The sequence below is a fragment of the Rhizomicrobium sp. genome, from assembly GCA_037200045.1.
GTDB lineage: Bacteria > Pseudomonadota > Alphaproteobacteria > Micropepsales > Micropepsaceae > Rhizomicrobium.
In genome coordinates, this window is the sequence record JBBCHM010000001.1 from 2,208,455 (window position 1) to 2,227,772 (window position 19,318).

A 19,318-nucleotide genomic window follows, 5' to 3' on the forward strand; every position below is an offset into this window, starting at 1 on the left:
CCGCGTGAATCCCAGGTCGGTGGGTCAAGCCCGCCATGACGGGATTAAGCTCGATCGGGAATCCCGTTAGTGTATCGCCAATGCGTTCGCGGATTCTGCTTGCCCTTCTCGTTGTCCTGATCGCCGCCGCCGCGTTCGGCGTTTGGTGGTGGTATGTCCGCGCGCCCCGGCAGGAACATCTCAGCCTGCGCGCCGTCTCCTTCGCCGATCTTCCGGGTTGGCGCGAGACCGATGCGACGGCCGCCCTCGCCGCGTTCCGCCGCTCCTGCGCCAAGATCGCCGCGCTGCCGCCCGATGCGCCAATGGCCTACGCCGGAACGGCCCGCGACTGGCAGAAGGCTTGCGCCGAAGCCTCCGGCGACCCGCGCCGCTTTTTCGAAACCGCCTTCAAGCCCTACGCCGTGGACAATGGCGACGGGCTCGTCACCGGCTATTACGAGCCGCTGCTGAACGGCAGCACGACGCGGCACGGCGCCTATCGCGTCGCGGTCTATGGCGTGCCGGACGATCTGGTGATGATCGACCTCGGCCTGTTCCGTTCCGAATGGAAGGGCGTGCGCATCGCCGGCACGGTCGCCGGCCACTACCTCAAGCCCTATCCGGCGCGGGCCGAGATCGACGCGCATCCGCCGCGCACCGCGCCGGTGCTGTTCTGGAGCGACGATCCGGTGTCGGTGTTCTTCCTGCACATCCAGGGCTCCGGCCGCGTGCGGCTGGACGACGGGCGGATGCTGCGCGTGACCTATGCCGGCCAGAACGGCCATCCCTATACGCCGATCGGGCGCACGCTGATCGCCGACGGCGCGCTGAAGCGGGAAGAGGTCTCGATGCAATCGATCCGCGCCTGGCTGACCGCGCATCCCGTCGCGGCGCGGCGCGTGATGGAGACCGACGCGTCCTTCATCTTCTTCAAACAGGAAGCGGTCGGCGACCGCGCGCTCGGCCCGGCCGGCAGCGAGGGCGTGGCGCTGACGCCGCGCGCCAGCATCGCCGTCGATCCGACGATCCATCCTTTCGGCGTGCCCATGTTCATCGCGGGCGAAGGCGTCGCCGGCCTGTTCGTCGCGCAGGACACCGGCGGGGCGATCCGCGGGCCGGCGCGCGCCGACATCTTCTTCGGCTTCGGCTCCAGCGCCGAGGACAAAGCCGGCAAGATGAAGGCGCATGCGCGATTCTTCGTCCTGCTCCCCAGCGGCGTGGCGCCGACGCCATGACCCGCCGCAAGACGACCGACGAGGAACGCCAGCTTTTCGCGCAGAGCTTCGCCGAGGCGCGCCCGCTGCATGCCGATGTCTTGAAGCCGCCGGCGCCGCCGAAGCGTCCCACGCACGTTGTCGAAGGCGGCAGCGGCGTCGACGGCCGCACCACGGAACGCCTGCGCCGGGGCCTGTTGGAGCCCGAGGCCAAGCTCGATCTCCACGGCCTGACCGAGAACGCCGCGCATCGCGCGCTGATCCTGTTCCTCAAGGGGGCGCAACAAAGGCGCCACAAGCTCGTTCTGGTGGTGACCGGCAAAGGCAAGAAGATGGACGTGGACGCGCCTTTCGACATGGAATTGCACGGACGCTCGCGCGGCGTGCTGAAGGCGGCGGTGCCGCGCTGGCTGCGCGAGCCGGAATTCGCCGGCCTGATCGCCGGCACGCGCGCCGCGCACCGCAAGCACGGCGGCGACGGCGCGATCTATGTCTATTTGCGGAAGGGCCGATGAAGCAGAACTCCGCTACGCTCGAAATCCACACACGCGGGCCTGGCCTCGTGGACATCACGGACGCGGTGTCGCGCTTCGTGGCGCAATCGGCGGTGCGCGAAGGTCTGTTGACGCTGTTCATCCGCCACACTTCGGCGTCGCTGCTGGTGCAGGAGAATGCCGATCCCGACGTTCTGGCGGATCTCGAAAGCTTCATGCGCCGCGCGGTTTCGCGCGACACCTCGCTCTATCGCCACGCGACGGAAGGCCCCGATGACATGCCGGCGCATATCAGAAGCGCGCTGACGCAGACCTCGCTGTCGATTCCGATTCTGGGCGGCCGGATGGTGCTGGGCACCTGGCAGGCGATCTATGTGTTCGAACACCGCGACCGCGGACATGCGCGAGAGGTGGCGGCGCATGTGATCGGGATGTAACCCCACTGTCATCCCCTTCCCTTCGCGTTGCTACGCAACGCCCTCGCGGGGATGACAGCGATGCTAAATCAATCCCGCATCCGCCGCGAGCTTGTGCAGCGAGACTTCCGGCCGCGCGCCGTAATGCGAGATCACTTCCGCCGCGCACAGCCCCGCGATCCTGCCGCAATCGGCCAGGTGCTTCTTGTGCGTCAGCCCATAGAGGAACCCGGCGGCGAACTGGTCGCCGGCGCCGGTGGTGTCGAGCACGCGCGCGACCGGCGCGGCGTCGACCACATGCACCTCCTCGCCCCTGGCGATCACGCAGCCCTTCTCGGAGCGCGTCAGCGCCTTGATGCCCTTGTGGCGGCGCGCCGCCTGCAGCACCTCGTCGAACGTGTCCACTTCGAACAGCGCCTTCGCTTCGTCCTCGTTGGCGAAGATGATGTCGAAACTGTCGAGCCGGGCGCGGAACTCGTCGCCATAGCGGCCGATCAGGAACGGGTCCGACATCGTGAAGGCGACCTTGTTGCCGGCCTTGTGCGCGATGTCCATCGCCGCGATGCAGGCCTCGCGCGCGCTCGGCGGGTCCCACAGATAGCCCTCGATATAGAGGATCGCGGAGGACGCGATCTCCTCCTCGTTGAGGTCGGCGACCGAGAATTTCTGCGCCGCGCCGAGATAGGTGCTCATGCTGCGCTGCTCGTCCGGCGTCACCGCGACGACGCACAGGGCGGTGGCCGGTCCGTCCTCCGCCGACGGCGTGGTGAAGTGCACGCCGGTGTCCTTCATGCTGGCGCGGAAGGCTTCGCCCAGCCGATCCTGCTTGACCTTGCCCTGGAAGACGCCGTTGCCGCCCAGCGAGGCGAAGCCCGCCATGGTGTTGGCGCCCGAGCCGCCGGCGATCTCGCGCGTGTTCTTCAGCGCGCCGTGCAGATGGACCGCCCGGTGCTCGTCGATCAGCGTCATCACGCCCTTGGCGATGGAATGATCCAGCAGGAATTGCTCGTCGACGGGCGCCAGCACGTCCACGATCGCGTTGCCCATTCCCGTCACGTCGAATTTGTGCGCCATGCGCCCGTTCCCCGCTATAACCGCTAGTGAGTTAGAGGACGCCGGACATGTTCGCAAGCGTGCGCAAGGCGGTCGCGACGCTGTTCGGCCGCGACTTCGTGGGCCTGCTGTTCTGGGTGCTGGTGGCGTCCGCCATCGCGTTCGTCGCGCTGATCGCCGGCCTCGAATACGCGATCGTCCACCTGCCCGCGACGGTGCCGGCCTGGCTCAAGGCCCTGCTCGAAGTCGCGGCGCCGATTGCCTTGCTCCTGGTCGTCTTCGCGCTGGGCGCGCCGGTGGCGGCGCTGGTCGGCTCGCTGTTCCTGGACCGCATCGCCGCCAAGGTGGACGCGCGGTTCTATCCGAACGATCCCAAGGCGCCCGGCGCGCCCTGGATCGGCGGCACCGGCGAGCGCCTGAAGCTCGTCGTGCTGGCGGTGCTGATCAACGGCGCGGCGCTGGCCCTGGACGCCGAGATCCCGTTCGTGCCCGAGGCCGTCGCGCTGCTCGCCAATGGCTGGCTGCTGGGGCGCGAATTCTTCGAGCTGGCGGCCCTGCGCCATCTGCCGCGCCAGCAGAGCGACGCGCTGCGCCGCCGCCATGCCGGCAAGGTCTATATTGGCGGGCTGCTGATCGCGGTCTTGACCGTCATTCCCGGCATCGACCTGATCGCGCCTTTTTTCGGCGCCGCTTTGATGGCACATCTGTTCAAACGTGTGACGCTTCTGGAAGGCAAGTCATGAACAGGCTGGTTCCCGTTCTCATCCTCTGCGCCCTGCTCGGCGCCTGCGCCGCGCCACGCGCCGCCGGGCCGGCCCATGTCGAGCTTCCCTCCGCCCCGCCGGAAGGCGAGCCGGTGGGAACCACGGGCCTGCACGAAGCGGAACTGAAGGCGCAATACGGCCAGCCCGCTTTCGTGCGCCATGACGGCAATGCGCAGATCTGGCGGTTCGACGGCGCCGCCTGCAAGGCGTTCTTCTTCCTCTATTCGCGCGGCGGCGACACGGCGGTTTGGCATGTCGAGACCGCGCCGCGCGGCCAGAGCATCGCCGCCGACGAGACTTGCCTCAGCGGGTTGCGCGCCCGCGTCGCGCCGCAGCCGGTTTCCTGACGACCTCATCCTCTTTCGTCTTGTCCTTGTAGCGGCACAGATCGCGCACCACGCAGGTCGGGCACAGCGGCTTCCTCGCAATGCAGGTATAGCGCCCGTGCAGGATCAGCCAGTGATGGGCGTGCAGCTTGTATTTGTCGGGCACCTTCTTTTCGAGCTTCAGCTCGACCTCGAGCACGTTCTTGCCGGGCGCCAGGTTGGTGCGGTTGCAGACGCGGAAGATATGCGTGTCGACCGCGATGGTCTTCTGGCCGAAGGCGACGTTGAGCACGACATTGGCGGTCTTGCGGCCGGCGCCGGGTAAGGCTTCGAGTTCTTCGCGGGTATGCGGCACCTGTCCGCCATGGCGCTCGATCAGGAGCTTCGACAGGGCGATGACGTTCTTCGCCTTGCCGCGATAGAGCCCGATGGTCTTGATGTAGTCCGTCAGCCGCGCTTCGCCCAGCGCCACCATCTTCTCGGGGGTATCGGCGATCTTGAACAGCGGCTCGGTCGCCTTGTTGACGCCCTTGTCGGTCGCCTGGGCCGACAGCACCACCGCCACCAGCAGCGTATAGGGGTTCACCGATTTCAGTTCGGTCTTGGGCTCGGGGATGGTTTTCTTCAGCCGCGCGAAGAACTCCTCGACTTCGGCGGGCGTGAACGCGCGTGCCATTGCGGGCCTGATGTGAATGCGCGCGGACTGTTGCGGGAACGGATTTGCCGCGCAAGTATTGCCGTCGCCATGCATCCGGAAGACGACATCCTGCTCGACGAGGTCCTGCGGCCGAGCCCGCCGCTGCGGCCGCGGACGCTGCTCGCGATCCTGGCGGCCGTCGCTCTCGTCAATATCGCCTTCGCGCTCAGCTTCATCCTGAAGGGCGCCTGGCCGATCGCGCCGTTCCTGGGGCTCGACGTCGCCCTGCTCGCCTGGGCCTTTCGCGCCAGCAGCCGCGCCGCCAAGCGGCAGGAGCGGGTGACGCTCACCCCGGCGCGCCTCCTCGTCGCCCGCACGCCGCCGAACGGCCCGCCGCGCGAATGGGCGTTCAATCCCTATTGGGTGCGGGTCGAGATGGACGATCCGCCCGAGCACGCCAGCCAGCTCACCCTGTGGAGCCATGGCCGGTTCCTGCGCATCGGCCAGTTCCTGGCGCCGGAGGAGCGGGCCCGCTTCGCCCGGACCCTGAAATCGGCGCTGCGCGACGCCCGCGCGACCTTCGTCCCGGCCGGCTGACCGCTCCATTTCCGCACCCATCTTTCCCTTGCCGCAAATGCCAGGTTTTGGTATGAATGAACGTTCATTCTCAACTAGGCGCGCCGTGTCTACGACGGAAGCTATTGATAATACGAAGAAACCCAATGGCGACAAACGCGCCCGGCTGCTGGATGCCGCCCTCGATCTTTTCGAGACCCGCGGCTTCGATGGCGTCGCGGTGCCGGAAATCGCGGCAAGAGCGGGCGTCGCCACCGGCACGGTCTACCGCTATTTCGCCAGCAAGGAGGCGTTGGTCAACGCGATCTACCGGCAGTGGAAGGACATCTACAACGCCTTCGTCCTCGCCCCCTTGCCGCCGTCGCTTTCGGTACGGGAGAAGTTCTCCGCCACTTGGCAGCGCATGATGGTCTTCGCCCGGACCTATCCGCGCGCCGCAAGGTTCATGGACCTGCATCATCATGGCGCCTATCTCGACGCGGACTCGCGTGCCCTGAGCCGGACCTATGGCGAAACCGCCCGCGCCTTCGTGGCCGAGGCGCGGGCCGCCGGCGCGATCCGCGACATCGACCCGGCCCTGGTCGTCGCCCTGATGTGGGGTGCCGCCGCCGGCCTCACGAAATTCGCCAGCCAGGGCGCGCTCGCCTTCGACGCCCGTACCGCATCCGATCTGGAAGAGGCGCTATGGCGCGCCATCGCCAAGGACTGAAGGAGGACGACATCATGGCCCGCAAACGCAAGGGTGAAGGACAGACCGCGCTCATCACCGGCGCCAGCATGGGGATCGGCCTCGAACTGGCGCGCTGCTTCGCGGAGGGCGGCTACGACCTCGTCCTCACCGCCCGCTCGGCCGAGGCGCTCGACAGGATCGCCCAGGACTTCGCCGGCAAGTACAAGGTCAGCGTCGCGGCGATGCCCGCCGATCTCGGCGAGATCGGCGCCGGCGCCAAGCTGGCCAAGGCGCTCGACGGACGCGGCCTGAAGGTCGATGTGCTGGTCAACAATGCCGGCTATGGCGTCGCCGGCGCCTATGGCGGCTCCGATCTCGCAGCAGAGATGGGCATGATCGATCTCAACATCCGCGCGCTGGCGGAGCTCACCCACATCTACTGGCCGCGCATGCTCGCCGCGCGGCGCGGCGGCGTGCTCAACGTCGCTTCCACCGCCGCCTTCCAGCCGGGTCCCTTGATGGCGGTCTATTACGCGTCCAAGGCATTCGTCCTGTCGTTCTCCGAGGCGCTGTGGAAGGAGGCCGAGGGCACCGGCGTGCATGTGAGCTGCCTCTGCCCCGGACCGACCGAGAGCAATTTCCGCGAGCGCGCCGGCACCGGCAAGACCAAGCTGACCAATCTGGGAACGCCGATGACCTCGGCCGTCGTGGCGCGGCTGGGCTATCGCGGCTTTCAGAAGAACCGCCGCGTCGTCGTCACCGGCGCGCGCAACAAGATGCTCGCGACGCTGGCGCCCTTCCTGCCGCGCGCGACTCTTCTCGGCATCGTGCACAATATGCAAAGCCCGGCATAAATCCGCCGCAAATCGGATCGAAGCTGCGCGCACCGCCTCGGGGGAGTATTGTGCGCGGTTGGCTTTCATCCGTCATCGTTATCGCCCTGCTCGCGCTGGCGCCGGCCGCGCGCGCCGCCGATTGCCCGCAGGCCGAGATCAGCAGCACCGCGTCGCGGCTCCAGGATGCGCGCAATGCGCTGATGCTGCTGGCGCCCGGCAAGGACCAGGAAACGGCGATCCCGCGCCAGACCCAATCGGCCATCGCGGACCTGAAAGCACGCTTGGCGGAATTCATCCTCGCCTATATGCGCTGCCAGTCCGAAAACGCGGACGTGGAGGGGATCGAAGTCGATCTCTCCCGTCTCGGCTGGGCGCGATCCCTCGAGCCCGGCAGGGTCTATCGCAACGACGAAATGCCGCCGCACGCGCTCGACCCCGGCTGGTCACTGAGCTTCGAGACCAGGCCGCTCGGCCAGGGACTGATCGGTATCACCGCGACCTTCGGCATCCCCTGCGGCGGCGACACGATGCTGATGATCTTCCAGCACAGCGACGAGGGCTGGAGCGAGATCATGCGCGTGTCGAGCCCGCCCTATCGCGACGTCGCGGGCTCTTATCAGGCGTTCGACTATGCCATCTCGCCGCCCGACAGCGATGGCGACTGGTTCCTGGTCGAAAAGCATCTGCCGACGAGCTGCATCTCGACCCTGTCGGGCATCGCTTATTCGGTGCTGCGCCCGGCGGCCAATCCGCTCCGGCCCAAGGTCTTGTTCACCGGCCATGGCAGCCTGTCCTGGGCCGATGAGGATTTCGGCCGGCTCTCGGTCGGCGCCGATTACTTTGAGATCCGCTTCCACGATTTCGACAGCGACACCAATCTCGTCGAGATCGTCCGCCGCTATTCCGTCGCCGGGCAGACCGTTGCGCCGGTGAGGAATCCGGGCTGGCCTCGCTGATCGGCGTGTCGTGCCGGGGCGCGAATTGCCCGGCAGGTCTTGCCGCCGCGCGGCAGATTCTCCCGGCTTTGTCGCGCCGCTGTCGCGGGTAAGACTTTCCTAAGTCTGTTTTTGGCGCTCCCGTGTCGGCGGCAAACGGCACGCCTTTCGCAACCTCGAAGGCGAACAGGGAGTTCGCCCCATGTCATTCGCCATCGGCGCCGCCACCTACGCCACCCAGCGTCTCGCATCGCTCTTCGCGCAGTTTTCCCCCTCGCCCAGCACGCCCAGCGACACGCCGGCCGCGCCAGCCGAGCCGGCGTCCGCCCCCGCCGCGTCCAGCAACGCGCTGACCGGGACCGCGCAGCCCTCGCTCAGCAACCAGATCCTGTCGGCCCTGATGGGCCTGCAGAACGCGATCGGCGGCACGACGTCCGCCGATCCGGCCCAGAACCTCTTCAACGCCATGGACTCCGACGGCGACGGCAGCGTCTCGCAAGGCGAGATGGAGACCTATGTCGAAAAGGCCGGCGGAACGCAGGGCCAGGCGGACGCGCTCTACACGGCGCTGAACCCGAACGACGGTTCGAGCGGCGTCACGGAAAGCCAGATGGCGAGCGCCGCTCCGCAGGCCGGCGGTGTGCCGCATCACCATCATCATCACCACGCCGGTGGCGCGAGCGGAAGCGGCAGCCCGGTCGACTCGCTGATGTCGCTGCTCGACGGCAACCAGGACGGCTCGGTCAGCCAGGACGAGTTCTCGAGCGCCGTCACGGCCAATGGCGGCACCGCCGCCGAGGCCACCAGCGATTTCACCGCGCTCGATTCGGACAAGTCGGGCACGCTGAGCTCGGCCGATTTCGCCACCGCGTGGCAGAACATCCAGAGCCAGCAGGGCGGCGGCTCGTTCGTGAACACGATCCTGGATGCGTTCGCCAAGGCCAACAACGCCACCGCGACGGCGGCCGGGACCAGCGTTACGGCGTAACGTCTATTTCGACACCCGCATCGCGATCTGGGCGAGCAGCAGCTTGGCGCCCTTGCGGCGCAGGACGCGGTCGGTCACGCCTTGCAGGCGGTCGGCGATCATCCCCACATCGGGCTGGCGCCAGGTCCTGACCGAGGTTGTGCTGAAGTTCATCAGGTTGCGCACGAAGCCGTCGCGCAGGATCGGCATCGCGCGCTCCGCCTCGGCGCGCAGCCTGGGGTCCAGGATATCGATGCCCACGCCGATCATCAGCATGCCGACCGGCCGGTCGCCCTCGAAGATCGGCAGGTACAGCGGATCGACCATCAGGTAGGAATCCGCCTGGGTCACCTTGTGCTTGGGCGCCTTGCCGTCGCCATCGTCATCGGCGCGCGCCGGCGCGCCCAGTAGGGCGACGGACAGCAGCAGGGCGGCAAGCGGGGCGGATCGCATGGCAGGGCTCGAATGTTCTTGCCCAAGCTTTACGCTAAGCTCGTAAAGCCTTCCTTGCCGCTTCCTTTGAGAGACGCCATGACCCGCCCGCTCGTCCTTGCCGCCGGCCTTTTGCTGAGCACCGGTCTGGCCCTCGCCGCCGACCAGCCGGGGCAGAAATTCGATATTCAGGTCAAGGACTTGCCCAAGCCCTTCGCGACGCCGGGCCTCGCCAATCCGTCCACCGTGGTGCCGCGCCCGGCCGGCGTCGTGCCGGCGGTGCCGCCCGGCTTCGAGATCGAGGTCTATGCCTCGGGCTTCGTCAATCCGCGCTGGATGGCGGTGGCGCCGAACGGCGATGTCTTCCTGGCCGAGCCGGCGGCCGGCCGCGTCGACCTGCTCCACGCGGCGGGCGGCAGGGTTGCCGTCTCGACCTTCGTCGACGGCCTCAGCCGGCCGCATGGCCTGGCGATGGCGAAGGGCGCGCTCTATGTCAGCGATGACAAGGCGGTGTGGCGCCTCGCCTATGCCGACGGCGCGACCAAGGCGGGCAAGCGGGACCGCGTCACCACCGCGCCGGATCTGTCGCCCGGCGGCTTTCACTGGACGCGCGATCTGGCGATCGATTCCAAGGGCGCGATCTATGTCGGGATCGGCAGCTCCAACAATGTCGGGCCGGACGCGCCGACGCGCGCCAGCGTGCAGATCGTGGCGCCCGACGGCTCGCTGAAACCTTTCGCGACCGGCACGCGCAATCCGGTGGGCTTGGCGTTCTATCCGGGTACGGACGATCTCTTCGTCACGGTCAACGAGCGCGACGGCTATGGCGACGCGATGGTGCCCGATTATCTCACCCATGTGCGGCCGGGCGGCTTCTATGGCTGGCCCTATGCCTGGCTGGGCCCCCATCCCGACCCCGATTGGGGCGTCAAGCGGCCGGACCTGGTGGCCAAGGCGATTCCGCCGGACCTTCTGTTCCACGCCCATTCCGCGCCTTTGGGGCTGGTGTTCTACGAGGGCGCGCAGTTCCCCGCGTCCTACAAGGGCGATGCGTTCGTCGCGCTGCACGGTTCGTGGAACGCGGGCGCGCCCACTGGCTACAAGGTGGTGCGCGTGCCGTTCAGGAACGGCCGGCCGTCGGGCGGCTATGAGAACTTCGTCACCGGCTTCTGGAACGGCGCCGACAGACCGGGCGAGCCGGCGCGGGTCTGGGGCCGCCCCGCCGGCCTCGCCGTCGCCGGGGACGGCAGCCTGTTGATCGCCGACGATGCCGGTAAGGTGGTGTGGCGGGTGAGCTATACGGGGAAGTAGCGCGTGGTCGGGCTTGCCAAGCCGAAGCCCGCAGGCGAAGGCTGGTGGAGCTGAGCGGAATCGAACCGCTGGCCTCCTCATTGCGAACGAGGCGCTCTCCCAACTGAGCTACAGCCCCGAACCACGCTTTGGCGCCGGTCGCCCGGCGCGGCGGGTATGTAGGGAGCGGGCCCTTCATGTGTCAAGGCTGGCGAAAACGCCGGCAAATCAGCGCACCGGACGCCGCCGCCCGGTTCCCGCGCGCTTGGAATGCGGCGGGCCAGCCAGTACAAGGGCGCTCCCGCGACTAGCGAAAGGCCTCCCGTCTTCGATGGCAAACGTCTTCCTGTCCCCGCTGCTGTGGCTCGTGAACACGGTCGCGGACCTCTACATCATGATCATCATCGTCGCGGTGATCGCGAGCTGGCTGGTCGCGTTCGGGATTCTCAACCTTCGCAATCCGCTGGCGCGCCAGCTCTTCCAAATCCTGGACGCGCTGACCGAGCCGGTGTTTCGCCAGGTGCGCCGGGTCATCCCGCCGATCCGGGGCCTCGACCTGTCGCCCATCATCGTGTGGATCTGCATCGAGCTGCTGCGGATCTTCCTCGACAATCTTCTCGTCTATCTGATGTATCCGCACTGACGGTCATGGCGCGCCTGCGGTCCGCCAAGGGCGGCGTCGTCTTCGCGCTGCGCCTGACGCCCAAGGGCGGGCGCGATGCCGTCGAGGGCTGGAGCGTGGGCGCCGATGGGAGCGAGCATCTGAAGGCCCGCGTCGCTTCGCCGCCGGAAGACGGCAAGGCCAATGCGGCTCTGATTGCGCTGCTGGCAAAGACGCTCGGCGTGCGCAAGACCACAATCGAGATCATCGCGGGGGAGACCTCGCGCCTGAAGACCATCGCTATCGCCGCGCCGGATCCGGACACGATCCGCCGGCTCGAAACGCTCGGAGCCGCCAAGTGACCGCCAAGATCATCGACGGAAAAGCCGCCGCCGCGAAACTGCGCGAGCGCCTGGTGGCGCAGACCGCCGCCCTCAAGAGCGCCCATGGCATCGTGCCGGGCCTGGCGACCGTTCTGGTCGGCAACGATCCGGCGAGCGAGGTCTATGTCCGCAACAAGGGCAAGACGGCCGAGGCCATCGGCTTCAAGTCGCTGCATTTCTCGCTGCCGGCCGACGCCTCGGAGGCCGAGGTGCTGGCGCGCGTCAAGGCGCTCAACGACGACAAGTCCGTACACGGAATTCTGGTCCAGATGCCGCTGCCCGCCCAGGTGCGCGAGGCCGCGGTGCTCGACGCGCTCGATCCGGCCAAGGATGTCGACGCGCTGACGCCGACCAATGCCGGCCTGCTGCTGAGCGGTCGCGCCGCGCTGGTGTCCTGCACCCCGGCCGGCGTGATGATGCTGCTCAAGGACACTATCGGCGATGTCGCCGGCAAGGACGCCATCGTGATCGGCCGCTCGCTGTTGTTCGGCAAGCCGGCGGCCCAGCTCCTGCTTGCCGCCAACGCCACCGTCACCATGGCGCATTCGCGCTCGCGCGACCTGCCGGCGTTGGCGCGCCGCGCCGACATCCTGGTCGCCGCCATCGGCAAGCCCGGCCTGGTGACGGCCGATTGGGTCAAGCCCGGCGCGGTTGTCATCGATGTCGGCATCAACCGGATCGATCTGGGCGGCGGCAAGACGAAGATCGTCGGCGATGTCGACTATGAGCCGGCGGCGCAGGTCGCGTCTTATATTACGCCGGTGCCGGGCGGCGTCGGCGCCATGACCATCGTCTGCCTGATGCGCAACACCTTGATCGCCGCCAGCGTTCAGGCAGGATTGGGCGTGCCGAACGTCTGACGCCGGGGTAAAACGATGCGCAAGGCCTTGCTCGCCGTCCTTGTCCTCCTGGCGCCGGTCGCGGCGCGCGCCGCCGATCTGAAGGGAACGCCCGTGCCCGCCGCCCCCATCGTCTTCTTCGACATCGCCGGCCCCGACCAGGACAAGCAGCGCGCTTTCTATGCCGGCGTGTTCGGCTGGACCATCGACGCCGGCGGCGCGATCAAGAATGCCGGGCTGGACGGCACGCTGCGCAAGGATCCCACGGACAAGATTATCTATCTCGGCGTGCCCGATGTCGCGGCGGCGCTGGCGCAGGTCACGGCCGCCGGCGGCACCGTGATCATGCCGCGCTTCGAGGTGAAGGGCGTCGTGGTGATCGGCCTGTTCAAGGACCCGGCGGGCAACAGCATGGGGCTCGTCGAGACGAAGGACGGCAAGCCCGTCGTCCCCTAAAGCCGCGCGCGCAATTCCTCGGCGAGCTTGTCGGGGCCGATCGCGGTGTCGTCCCAATAGGCGACGAAGCGCCCGTCCGGGCCCATCAGATAGATCACGTTGGAATGATCCATGCCGTAGCCGCCGCCCGGCAGCGGCTGCTTCTTAAAATAAACGCGATAGTCGCCCGCGACCTTCGCGATGGCCTTCGCGTGGCCGGTCAGCCCCACGAAGCCTGGCCCGAACGCCTTCAGATAAGATCTGAGCTGCGCCGGCGTATCGCGCGCGGGATCGACGGTGATGAAGATCGGAACGATGCGGCTCCGGCGCGGCCCGAGCTTTTCGAGCGCGTCGCCGATCATCGCCAGCGTCGTCGGGCACACATCGGGGCAGAACGAGTAGCCGAAATAGATCAGCATGTAGCGGCCGCGGAACTCCGCCGAGGTCCGTGTCCTGCCGTCCTGGTCGGTCAGCGTGAACGGTCCGCCGATGGCGGGCGCGCCGGTTCCCACGATGCGGCCGAGTCCCGGCAGCGCGTCGCTCACCCGCCACAGCGTCACGCCCAGGACGAGCGCCAGCACCAGCAGGACCGGAATGAGGATGACCGAAATGCGCCGCATGGGACCGTCTTGGCGCCCGATTGAACCGCGCGCCCGGCGTTTGATAATGGCAGGATGAGCCAAGCGAAAGAGGCGAATCGGCGCGTGAGCGACACGGACGCGGCCAGGATACGAAGCTTCACCCCGACGCCCGCCTCGGCGGCGCGCGGCCGGGTGCGGCTGCGCACGCTGTCCAATCTGCGCTGGATGGCGGTGGGCGGCCAGTCGGCGGCGCTGTTCATCGTCTATTTCGGCTTCGGCTATTCGCTGCCCCTTCTGCAATGCGCCGGCGCCATCGCGGCCAGCGTGGTGGTCAATGTCGTGCTCGCCTTGCGCTATCCGGCGAGCCACCGGCTCACCAATCGCGAGGCGACGGGCTATCTCGGCTTCGACGTGCTGCAGCTCGCGGCGCTGCTCTACCTGACCGGCGGGATCATGAACCCCTTCGCGCTGATGTTCCTGGCGCCGGTGGTGATCGCGGCGGCGACGCTCAATCTCGGCAACACGCTGATCCTGGCGGGCACCGCCTTCCTTTCGGTCTGCGTGATCTCGGTGTTCCACAAGCCGCTGCCCTGGGCGGCGGGCGAGGCGCTGGTCCTGCCGACCCTGTACCTCGCCGGTATCTGGGCCTCGCTGGTGATCGGCATCGGATTCACCTCGATCTATTCCTGGCGCATCGCGAGCGAAGGCGCGCGCATGTCGGCCGGCCTGGCCGCGACGCAGCTTGCGCTGTCGCGCGAGCATCGCCTGGCCTCGATCGGCGCGCTGGCGACGGCGGCGGCGCATGAGCTCGGCACCCCGCTCGGCACCATCGCGGTGGTGGCGCGCGAGCTCGAACGCGCCTTGCCGCCCGGCTCGTCCGAGGCCGAGGACGCGGCGCTGCTGCGCGAACAGGCCGAACGCTGCCGCGCCATCCTCGCCCGTCTTGCCAACCCCGAGGAAACCCTGCTCGGCGAGACCGCGCGGCTGCCGCTCGGCGCCTTCCTGGAGGATCTCGCCGATCCCTATCGCGGCGAGGATCTGGAGATCGCCATCGAGCTCAAGCCCGATATCGGCGGCGATGCCATGCCGCAAGTGTGGCGCGCGCCGGAGCTGCTGCACGGGCTGGGCAACATCATCGAGAACGCCGCCGATTTCGCGCAGAGCCGGGTGTGCATCCAGGCGCAGTGGAACGCCAGCCAGCTGCGCATCGCGGTGGAGGATGACGGCCCCGGCTTCGCGCCGGAGATCTTCGAGCGCATCGGCGAGCCCTATATCACCTCGCGCCCCGGCCATTTCGCGCTGGGCGAGACCGAGATCGGCCCCACCGGCACGCTCGACAAGCATGAAGGCATGGGGCTGGGCTTCTTCATCGCCAAGACCCTGCTGGAACAGACCGGCGCGACCGTCACCGCCATCAATCCCGATTCCGGCGGCGCGCGGGTCAGCGCGGTGTGGCCGCGCAACGTGATCGACGGCGAAGGCCCGCCCGGACGCGGCGAGGGCTAGAGAAGCCCGGCCGGGCGAATCCCTAGGTATAAGAACGAGTTATCGTTTCCGAAGTTTCGGTTGTCGCAGGGGGGTGCGCGGTATATGACACCCGGACAGGCACCCCCCCAAAAGGCAAGAAATGAGCGGCGACGATAAAACCCTGCTTCTGGTCGAGGATGACCGCCCCCTGCGCGAGCGGCTGGCCCGCGCCATGGAAGCGCGCGGCTTCACCGTGACCATCGCGGAGGGTGTCGCCGAGGGCAAGGCGCGCGCCAAGGAAGCGCCGCCGGCCTATGCGGTGGTGGACCTGAAGCTCGACGACGGCAACGGGCTGGACGTGGTGGAGACGCTGCATGTCGTGCGTCCGGAGAGCCGCGTCGTGGTGCTGACCGGCTTCGGCAATATCGCGACCGCGGTCGCGGCGGTGAAGTACGGCGCCATCGACTATCTGCCCAAGCCGGCCGATGCCGACGACATCCTGGCGGCGCTGCTGGCGCAGCCCGGCTCCAAGCCCAAGCCGCCGGAGAATCCGATGTCGGCGGACCGCGTGCGCTGGGAACACATCCAGCGGGTCTATGAGCTGTGCGGCCACAACGTGTCCGAGACGGCGCGCCGCCTCAACATGCACCGCCGCACCCTGCAGCGGATCCTGGCGAAGCGCAGCCCGCGGTAGAGCCGTTTCGGTTCGGATTGGATCATTCAAAGAGTAATCGTCATCGCCCGCTTCATGCGGGCGATCCAATTTGGCCGCGAGCAAGATGGATTGCCCGGACGGGCCTAGCGACAGCGTGGGCCGGCAATGACGGCTTTGTGGGTAAATCGAACCCGAAACGCTCCTACCGCGTGGCATTTTTCTTCGGCGCGGGCTTCGCGGCCGCGCCTTCATCGACCGCCTTGATCAGCTTCTTGGGCGCGATGGCGCGCCAGCGCCGCTCCAGCATCTTGCGCAGCATCGTTTCGTTCAGGCGCGATATCCGCACCAGCACGCTCGGATAGTCTTTATAGTGGTCGGTGATGAAATAGGTTTTCGGGTCCATCTCGATGAGGTTGTCGCGCTCGTCGATCGAACCCACGACCCACACGATCGAGGCGTCCTCGGCGCGCAGCCGGGTAAAGAACTTCTTCTCGATCTTGAACGCCGGCTTGCCGTAGGACGGCTCCTCCGTCGCCCCGGGGAACGACAAGGCGATTTTGCGCAAGGCCCGTTCAGTGATCGGCATCGGGCAGCACCGTGGCCTGGCGCGGGTCCGGCGCGATTTCGAGCAGCGAGGCCAGCCGGTCGGCCGCGACCTTGGCGAAGCGCAGCGTCACCGCCTTGCGTCGGCTGGCATGCACCGGCGCCGGTGTCGCCGGCCGCACGATGGCGCCGCCATATTTGTCGGCGACGATCAGCCCGGTGCCCGGCGGCACATGCTCATCGGGAAAGTCCGGCGGGATGGCGAAATAGAAATGCTCGCAGAAGTCGAGATAGTCCGGCCATTTGGTATCGCCGCGCAGATCGGCCAGCGCGACCTTGATCTCCACGCCGAGAAGCGTGCCGTCGGCGCCGAGCGCGGCGACGTCGAGCCGCCGCCCATTGGCCAGGGTGAATTCCAGGATCGGGCTGAAGCCCTGTTGCAGCAGGAGCCGGCTGACGCCGCGCGCCACCTCCGCCGCATTTGCCGTCGAAACGAGTGCCATGCCCGATTGGAACACTTCGGGAACGGGAGAGTCAATCGGGCTTACAAGAGCCGCTCATAGAACCCGCCGAAGGTCCGCGCCTTGTCGACAAGGTGGATCTCCAATATCCAGTGCCTTTCGTCGCCGGCCGCGTCGGGGTCGCGCATCCGGCTGGCGTTGCCGGGCGCGATCAGCCTTCCGGCGCGCGGCACCGGGGCGTGCGGAAAGCGGCCCTGGATCGTGTGGCCGGCGATCTCGCCGCCGAACAGCCAGCCGGCCGCCTCGGCCGTCTTCTGCGCGAAGGCGTAGAGCTGCTCGCAGGTGATGTCGGGCGCGGCGTGGTAGTGCGCGGCCACGATGTCGAACAGACGCGGCAGGTCGGCGACCAGCGCCTTCTTCCTTGCATCGCCGCCGAACACATAGGTGCGGCCGAGATCGGCCTCCCAATCTCCGATCACCGGGCCGAGATCGAGATAGACCAGGTCGTCTTCCTCTATCGTGTGCACCGGCGGATCGTCGGAGAAGACGCACACCGTGTTCGGGCCGGCCCGCACGATGCGCTTGTGCCAATGCGCCTTGACGCCGAAACGGTCGCGCGCCAAGGCGTGGATCTCCTCGCTCAGCGCGTCCTCGCGCTTGCCGGGCACGATCAGGCCTTCGCGTTCGATGGCGTCGAACAGCGCCAGTCCCCTGGCCTCGGCCTCTTCCAGCTTCGCGCGGCGCCCACTCTCATTTCCAATGCTCATGGCCGCGATACTATCAACAGCAGCGACCCGTGGAAAACCGGCGTGGACCGCAGCGCGCCGTGCTTCGCGTCCCAGGCGCCGCTCGCAAGGTCGCGCGCCAGCTCGCGTTCGAACCGTGCCGCCGCCTCGGGCGCGACGAAGCTCCAGGCCGAGCAGGCGCGCCGCGCCTTCGGATCGAGCAGCATCTCGGGACGTCCGTAATAGGCTTCGTTGAAGCCGTCGCTGCAATCGAGCGGAATGGGGATAGGCGTCGCTTCGATGTCGCCTCCGAGCGGCGCGAAGGCCGCGACCGGCGGATAGCGCCGCGCTTCGGTCGCGATCGCCTCCGGCGCGTATTCGGCCAGCCAGAAGCGGTCCAATCGATCCGGATCGCCCGTCATCACGACGACGGGCCCGCGCGTCACACGCCGCATTTCCTTCAAGCCGGCGGCGAGGTCCGGCCATTGATGCACCGAGAACGTCGTCATCGCGGCATCGAACGAGCCGTCGGCAAAGGGCAGCTTCTGCGCGACCGCATCGATGGCGCGCGGCAGATGCGCCGGGCGCTCGGCCCGCATCGCGGCGGAAGGCTCCACCGCCGTCACGGCGCGGTCGGACGGCTCGTAGGAGCCGGCGCCGGCGCCGATATTCAGCACCGTCTTCGCATCACCCAGCGCCGCATGGATGAACGCCGCGATACGCGGCTCGGGACGGCGGAACCCGGCATAACCGGGCCCGAGGACGCCGTAATCCGCGTCGCCCGCGCTGCCGTCGGCGTGTCGCTTGTCCATGGCGCCGACCATAAAGCAAAAGGGCGGCTCTGTTGAACCGCCCTTTCGCGCGTCCGGTGGCGGCCGGTCTATTCCGCCGCGAGCAGCTCGCCGCTCTTGCCGCGGTCGGCGAAGTTGATGGTCTGGAGGTAGCGGATGCCCTCCTCGGCAATGTCGTCGCCGACCATGCGGTCGCCTTCTTTCTTCAGCTCGTCCATGTCGACATACATGCCGTAGAACGCCTTGGTGCGCTCGGTGATGATGCCGGCGTTCAGCAGCGTCTTGATCAGCACGCGGAAGATGTTGGCCGACTGCTTCATGCCCTCGCGGCGGTCGTCGTCGGTGAAGGCTTCCATGATCGCGGCGCGCGCGTCCTGCCAGTCGATGCCGACGCTGTCATAGACCGTCTGCATCTGCTCGGCGTTGATGAGGTTGAACAGCAGCGTCTGGAAGCATTGCGCCGCCCAGTCCTCGACCAGGTTCTGCTCGTCCTTGCTGAGCTTGGGGATCGTGCGGTCGGCCCAGATCTTGCCGAATTTGTGATGGAACGCCTCGTCGGTCATCACGAGCTGGCAGAGCTTCACCAACAACGGGTCCTGCGCGTTCTGGTACAGCGTCGCGAAGGCGCCCATGGCGAGGCCCTCGACCAGCATCTGCATGCCGACGATCTTCTTGTAGACCTCCGGCGCGCCGACCATCTCGGTCAAGAGCGATTGCAGCGTGGGGCCGCAGGGCAGCGGCGAGCCCCAGCGCGCCTTGATATAGGCGGCGAAGGCGGTGACGTGGCGGGCTTCCTCGCGCGTCTGGTTGGCGGCGTATTCCTGGGCGCCCGGATCGCGCAGGATGTGGCAGAGCGAGGCGGAGAGCGCGAGCGCGCCCTGCTCGCCATGCAGGATGGCGGAAAGCTGCCAGCGCGTCGCCTCGTTGGCGAATTTGATCTTCTGCTCGCGCGTCATCGTATCGCCGATGCGGGTGTGGAAGATCGGGAAGAAATTCTCCGGCATGATCATCTTCTCCGTCGCGTCATAGGGCGCGGCGAAGTCGATGTATTTCTTGTCGAGCGGATCCCAGAAATGGTCGTGGGTCGCGCTGATGATCTTGTCGAAGGCGGTCGAGCGCACATTGTAGCGCGCGGGATCCAGCATCGCGGGAAAGTCGTCCGGCGCCACCGCGTCATAGGCATTGTCTTTGGTGATCTGAACCATGGCGATCTCCGGCTGCTGCGCGACTGAAATGGTGACGGTATCG

Annotated in this window: 26 protein-coding genes and 1 tRNA gene; 17 read left to right on the forward strand and 10 right to left on the reverse strand. The window is 67.5% G+C overall.

Annotated features, from left to right (window positions below; all coding sequences use genetic code 11):
* The first annotated feature begins 80 nt into the window (after positions 1-80).
* From WDM86_10590 to WDM86_10600, 3 genes are read left to right on the forward strand one after another with little or no spacing between them, the layout of a single operon-like run.
* Positions 81-1,214, forward strand: a complete 1,134-nt coding sequence (locus WDM86_10590; protein ID MEI9990477.1) for a murein transglycosylase A — start codon at positions 81-83, stop codon at positions 1,212-1,214.
* Complete coding sequence (locus tag WDM86_10595) at positions 1,211-1,708, forward strand: Smr/MutS family protein (protein ID MEI9990478.1); 498 nt, start codon at positions 1,211-1,213, stop codon at positions 1,706-1,708. Before WDM86_10590 ends, WDM86_10595 begins: the two co-directional genes overlap by 4 nt.
* The gene (locus WDM86_10600) at positions 1,705-2,124 is read left to right on the forward strand and encodes a secondary thiamine-phosphate synthase enzyme YjbQ (protein MEI9990479.1); all 420 of its coding nucleotides are present in this window, start codon (positions 1,705-1,707) and stop codon (positions 2,122-2,124) included. The genes WDM86_10595 and WDM86_10600 overlap by 4 nt, the downstream gene beginning before the upstream one ends.
* 63 nt (positions 2,125-2,187) lie before the next feature.
* On the opposite strand, the gene WDM86_10605 is transcribed toward WDM86_10600, so the two are convergent.
* Entirely contained in the window at positions 2,188-3,177 is a 990-nt protein-coding gene (locus tag WDM86_10605; GenBank protein ID MEI9990480.1) for an adenosine kinase, read from the reverse strand.
* A 47-nt stretch (positions 3,178-3,224) separates the two neighbouring features.
* Between WDM86_10605 and WDM86_10610 the strand changes: the two genes are divergently transcribed.
* Positions 3,225-3,899: an EI24 domain-containing protein gene (locus WDM86_10610; protein ID MEI9990481.1), complete on the forward strand. Its 675-nt coding sequence runs from the start codon at positions 3,225-3,227 to the stop codon at positions 3,897-3,899.
* Positions 3,896-4,267, forward strand: a complete 372-nt coding sequence (locus tag WDM86_10615; protein ID MEI9990482.1) for a hypothetical protein — start codon at positions 3,896-3,898, stop codon at positions 4,265-4,267. The genes WDM86_10610 and WDM86_10615 overlap by 4 nt, the downstream gene beginning before the upstream one ends.
* Here the strand turns inward: WDM86_10615 and nth are convergent.
* A complete protein-coding gene (gene nth, locus WDM86_10620) occupies positions 4,224-4,922 on the reverse strand; it encodes an endonuclease III (GenBank protein ID MEI9990483.1) in 699 nt (232 codons plus the stop codon). The genes WDM86_10615 and nth overlap by 44 nt on opposite strands.
* Before the next feature lie 69 nt (positions 4,923-4,991).
* On the opposite strand from nth, the gene WDM86_10625 reads away from it, so the two are divergent.
* The 5 genes from WDM86_10625 to WDM86_10645 all read left to right on the forward strand — a co-directional run bounded on the left by WDM86_10625 (position 4,992) and on the right by WDM86_10645 (position 8,888).
* Entirely contained in the window at positions 4,992-5,480 is a 489-nt protein-coding gene (locus tag WDM86_10625; GenBank protein ID MEI9990484.1) for a DUF2244 domain-containing protein, read from the forward strand.
* An 85-nt stretch (positions 5,481-5,565) separates the two neighbouring features.
* Positions 5,566-6,168: a TetR/AcrR family transcriptional regulator gene (locus WDM86_10630; protein MEI9990485.1), complete on the forward strand. Its 603-nt coding sequence runs from the start codon at positions 5,566-5,568 to the stop codon at positions 6,166-6,168.
* A complete protein-coding gene (locus WDM86_10635) occupies positions 6,144-6,983 on the forward strand; it encodes an SDR family oxidoreductase (protein ID MEI9990486.1) in 840 nt (279 codons plus the stop codon). Before WDM86_10630 ends, WDM86_10635 begins: the two co-directional genes overlap by 25 nt.
* 50 nt (positions 6,984-7,033) lie before the next feature.
* Positions 7,034-7,921, forward strand: coding sequence for a hypothetical protein (locus tag WDM86_10640; GenBank protein MEI9990487.1), 888 nt, complete (start codon positions 7,034-7,036; stop codon positions 7,919-7,921).
* A 181-nt stretch (positions 7,922-8,102) separates the two neighbouring features.
* Positions 8,103-8,888 (forward strand): EF-hand domain-containing protein, encoded by a 786-nt coding sequence (locus WDM86_10645; GenBank protein ID MEI9990488.1) that lies wholly within the window; start codon positions 8,103-8,105, stop codon positions 8,886-8,888.
* A gap of 3 nt (positions 8,889-8,891) precedes the next feature.
* On the opposite strand, the gene WDM86_10650 is transcribed toward WDM86_10645, so the two are convergent.
* Positions 8,892-9,320, reverse strand: a complete 429-nt coding sequence (locus tag WDM86_10650) for a hypothetical protein (GenBank protein MEI9990489.1) — start codon at positions 9,318-9,320, stop codon at positions 8,892-8,894.
* A gap of 78 nt (positions 9,321-9,398) precedes the next feature.
* Here WDM86_10650 and WDM86_10655 point away from each other — a divergent pair, with 78 nt between their 5' ends.
* Positions 9,399-10,610, forward strand: coding sequence for a PQQ-dependent sugar dehydrogenase (locus WDM86_10655; protein MEI9990490.1), 1,212 nt, complete (start codon positions 9,399-9,401; stop codon positions 10,608-10,610).
* A 42-nt stretch (positions 10,611-10,652) separates the two neighbouring features.
* On the opposite strand, the gene WDM86_10660 is transcribed toward WDM86_10655, so the two are convergent.
* A tRNA-Ala gene (locus tag WDM86_10660) sits at positions 10,653-10,728 on the reverse strand.
* 192 nt (positions 10,729-10,920) lie between these two features.
* Here WDM86_10660 and WDM86_10665 point away from each other — a divergent pair.
* From WDM86_10665 to WDM86_10680, 4 genes are read left to right on the forward strand one after another with little or no spacing between them, the layout of a single operon-like run.
* A complete protein-coding gene (locus WDM86_10665) occupies positions 10,921-11,232 on the forward strand; it encodes a YggT family protein (protein MEI9990491.1) in 312 nt (103 codons plus the stop codon).
* A gap of 5 nt (positions 11,233-11,237) precedes the next feature.
* A complete protein-coding gene (locus WDM86_10670) occupies positions 11,238-11,552 on the forward strand; it encodes a DUF167 family protein (GenBank protein ID MEI9990492.1) in 315 nt (104 codons plus the stop codon).
* Complete coding sequence (folD, locus tag WDM86_10675) at positions 11,549-12,433, forward strand: bifunctional methylenetetrahydrofolate dehydrogenase/methenyltetrahydrofolate cyclohydrolase FolD (GenBank protein ID MEI9990493.1); 885 nt, start codon at positions 11,549-11,551, stop codon at positions 12,431-12,433. The genes WDM86_10670 and folD overlap by 4 nt, the downstream gene beginning before the upstream one ends.
* Positions 12,434-12,448: 15 nt before the next feature.
* Positions 12,449-12,868 carry a VOC family protein gene (locus tag WDM86_10680; GenBank protein ID MEI9990494.1) on the forward strand — a complete coding sequence of 140 codons (420 nt, stop codon included), beginning with the start codon at positions 12,449-12,451 and terminating at the stop codon, positions 12,866-12,868.
* Here the strand turns inward: WDM86_10680 and WDM86_10685 are convergent.
* Positions 12,865-13,467 (reverse strand): SCO family protein, encoded by a 603-nt coding sequence (locus tag WDM86_10685; GenBank protein MEI9990495.1) that lies wholly within the window; start codon positions 13,465-13,467, stop codon positions 12,865-12,867. The genes WDM86_10680 and WDM86_10685 overlap by 4 nt on opposite strands.
* Positions 13,468-13,551: 84 nt before the next feature.
* Here WDM86_10685 and WDM86_10690 point away from each other — a divergent pair, with 84 nt between their 5' ends.
* Both WDM86_10690 and WDM86_10695 read left to right on the forward strand, forming a co-directional pair.
* Complete coding sequence (locus WDM86_10690) at positions 13,552-14,934, forward strand: ActS/PrrB/RegB family redox-sensitive histidine kinase (protein ID MEI9990496.1); 1,383 nt, start codon at positions 13,552-13,554, stop codon at positions 14,932-14,934.
* A 121-nt stretch (positions 14,935-15,055) separates the two neighbouring features.
* Positions 15,056-15,589: an ActR/PrrA/RegA family redox response regulator transcription factor gene (locus WDM86_10695; protein MEI9990497.1), complete on the forward strand. Its 534-nt coding sequence runs from the start codon at positions 15,056-15,058 to the stop codon at positions 15,587-15,589.
* 163 nt (positions 15,590-15,752) lie between these two features.
* Here WDM86_10695 and WDM86_10700 read toward each other — a convergent pair whose 3' ends face one another.
* The 5 genes from WDM86_10700 to WDM86_10720 all read right to left on the reverse strand — a co-directional run bounded on the left by WDM86_10700 (position 15,753) and on the right by WDM86_10720 (position 19,275).
* Positions 15,753-16,136, reverse strand: a complete 384-nt coding sequence (locus WDM86_10700) for an MmcQ/YjbR family DNA-binding protein (GenBank protein ID MEI9990498.1) — start codon at positions 16,134-16,136, stop codon at positions 15,753-15,755.
* Complete coding sequence (locus WDM86_10705) at positions 16,123-16,596, reverse strand: MmcB family DNA repair protein (protein MEI9990499.1); 474 nt, start codon at positions 16,594-16,596, stop codon at positions 16,123-16,125. Before WDM86_10705 ends, WDM86_10700 begins: the two co-directional genes overlap by 14 nt.
* Before the next feature lie 41 nt (positions 16,597-16,637).
* A complete protein-coding gene (locus WDM86_10710) occupies positions 16,638-17,321 on the reverse strand; it encodes a M24 family metallopeptidase (GenBank protein ID MEI9990500.1) in 684 nt (227 codons plus the stop codon).
* Entirely contained in the window at positions 17,318-18,091 is a 774-nt protein-coding gene (locus WDM86_10715; GenBank protein ID MEI9990501.1) for a class I SAM-dependent methyltransferase, read from the reverse strand. Before WDM86_10715 ends, WDM86_10710 begins: the two co-directional genes overlap by 4 nt.
* A gap of 68 nt (positions 18,092-18,159) precedes the next feature.
* Positions 18,160-19,275, reverse strand: a complete 1,116-nt coding sequence (locus WDM86_10720; protein MEI9990502.1) for a ferritin-like domain-containing protein — start codon at positions 19,273-19,275, stop codon at positions 18,160-18,162.
* Positions 19,276-19,318 lie beyond the last annotated feature (43 nt).

Bases quoted from the DNA above. Each gene is read 5' to 3' on its own strand.
- WDM86_10590 (MEI9990477.1), top strand. From the start codon at position 81: ATGCGTTCGCGGATTCTGCTTGCCCTTCTCGTTGTCCTGATCGCCGCC.
- WDM86_10595 (MEI9990478.1), top strand. From the start codon at position 1,211: ATGACCCGCCGCAAGACGACCGACGAGGAACGCCAGCTTTTCGCGCAG.
- WDM86_10600 (MEI9990479.1), top strand. From the start codon at position 1,705: ATGAAGCAGAACTCCGCTACGCTCGAAATCCACACACGCGGGCCTGGC.
- WDM86_10605 (MEI9990480.1), bottom strand. From the start codon at position 3,177: ATGGCGCACAAATTCGACGTGACGGGAATGGGCAACGCGATCGTGGAC.
- WDM86_10610 (MEI9990481.1), top strand. From the start codon at position 3,225: ATGTTCGCAAGCGTGCGCAAGGCGGTCGCGACGCTGTTCGGCCGCGAC.
- WDM86_10615 (MEI9990482.1), top strand. From the start codon at position 3,896: ATGAACAGGCTGGTTCCCGTTCTCATCCTCTGCGCCCTGCTCGGCGCC.
- nth (MEI9990483.1), bottom strand. From the start codon at position 4,922: ATGGCACGCGCGTTCACGCCCGCCGAAGTCGAGGAGTTCTTCGCGCGG.
- WDM86_10625 (MEI9990484.1), top strand. From the start codon at position 4,992: ATGCATCCGGAAGACGACATCCTGCTCGACGAGGTCCTGCGGCCGAGC.
- WDM86_10635 (MEI9990486.1), top strand. From the start codon at position 6,144: ATGGCGCGCCATCGCCAAGGACTGAAGGAGGACGACATCATGGCCCGC.
- WDM86_10645 (MEI9990488.1), top strand. From the start codon at position 8,103: ATGTCATTCGCCATCGGCGCCGCCACCTACGCCACCCAGCGTCTCGCA.
- WDM86_10650 (MEI9990489.1), bottom strand. From the start codon at position 9,320: ATGCGATCCGCCCCGCTTGCCGCCCTGCTGCTGTCCGTCGCCCTACTG.
- WDM86_10655 (MEI9990490.1), top strand. From the start codon at position 9,399: ATGACCCGCCCGCTCGTCCTTGCCGCCGGCCTTTTGCTGAGCACCGGT.
- WDM86_10665 (MEI9990491.1), top strand. From the start codon at position 10,921: ATGGCAAACGTCTTCCTGTCCCCGCTGCTGTGGCTCGTGAACACGGTC.
- WDM86_10670 (MEI9990492.1), top strand. From the start codon at position 11,238: ATGGCGCGCCTGCGGTCCGCCAAGGGCGGCGTCGTCTTCGCGCTGCGC.
- WDM86_10680 (MEI9990494.1), top strand. From the start codon at position 12,449: ATGCGCAAGGCCTTGCTCGCCGTCCTTGTCCTCCTGGCGCCGGTCGCG.
- WDM86_10685 (MEI9990495.1), bottom strand. From the start codon at position 13,467: ATGCGGCGCATTTCGGTCATCCTCATTCCGGTCCTGCTGGTGCTGGCG.
- WDM86_10695 (MEI9990497.1), top strand. From the start codon at position 15,056: ATGAGCGGCGACGATAAAACCCTGCTTCTGGTCGAGGATGACCGCCCC.
- WDM86_10700 (MEI9990498.1), bottom strand. From the start codon at position 16,136: ATGCCGATCACTGAACGGGCCTTGCGCAAAATCGCCTTGTCGTTCCCC.
- WDM86_10705 (MEI9990499.1), bottom strand. From the start codon at position 16,596: ATGGCACTCGTTTCGACGGCAAATGCGGCGGAGGTGGCGCGCGGCGTC.
- WDM86_10710 (MEI9990500.1), bottom strand. From the start codon at position 17,321: ATGAGCATTGGAAATGAGAGTGGGCGCCGCGCGAAGCTGGAAGAGGCC.
- WDM86_10715 (MEI9990501.1), bottom strand. From the start codon at position 18,091: ATGGACAAGCGACACGCCGACGGCAGCGCGGGCGACGCGGATTACGGC.
- WDM86_10720 (MEI9990502.1), bottom strand. From the start codon at position 19,275: ATGGTTCAGATCACCAAAGACAATGCCTATGACGCGGTGGCGCCGGAC.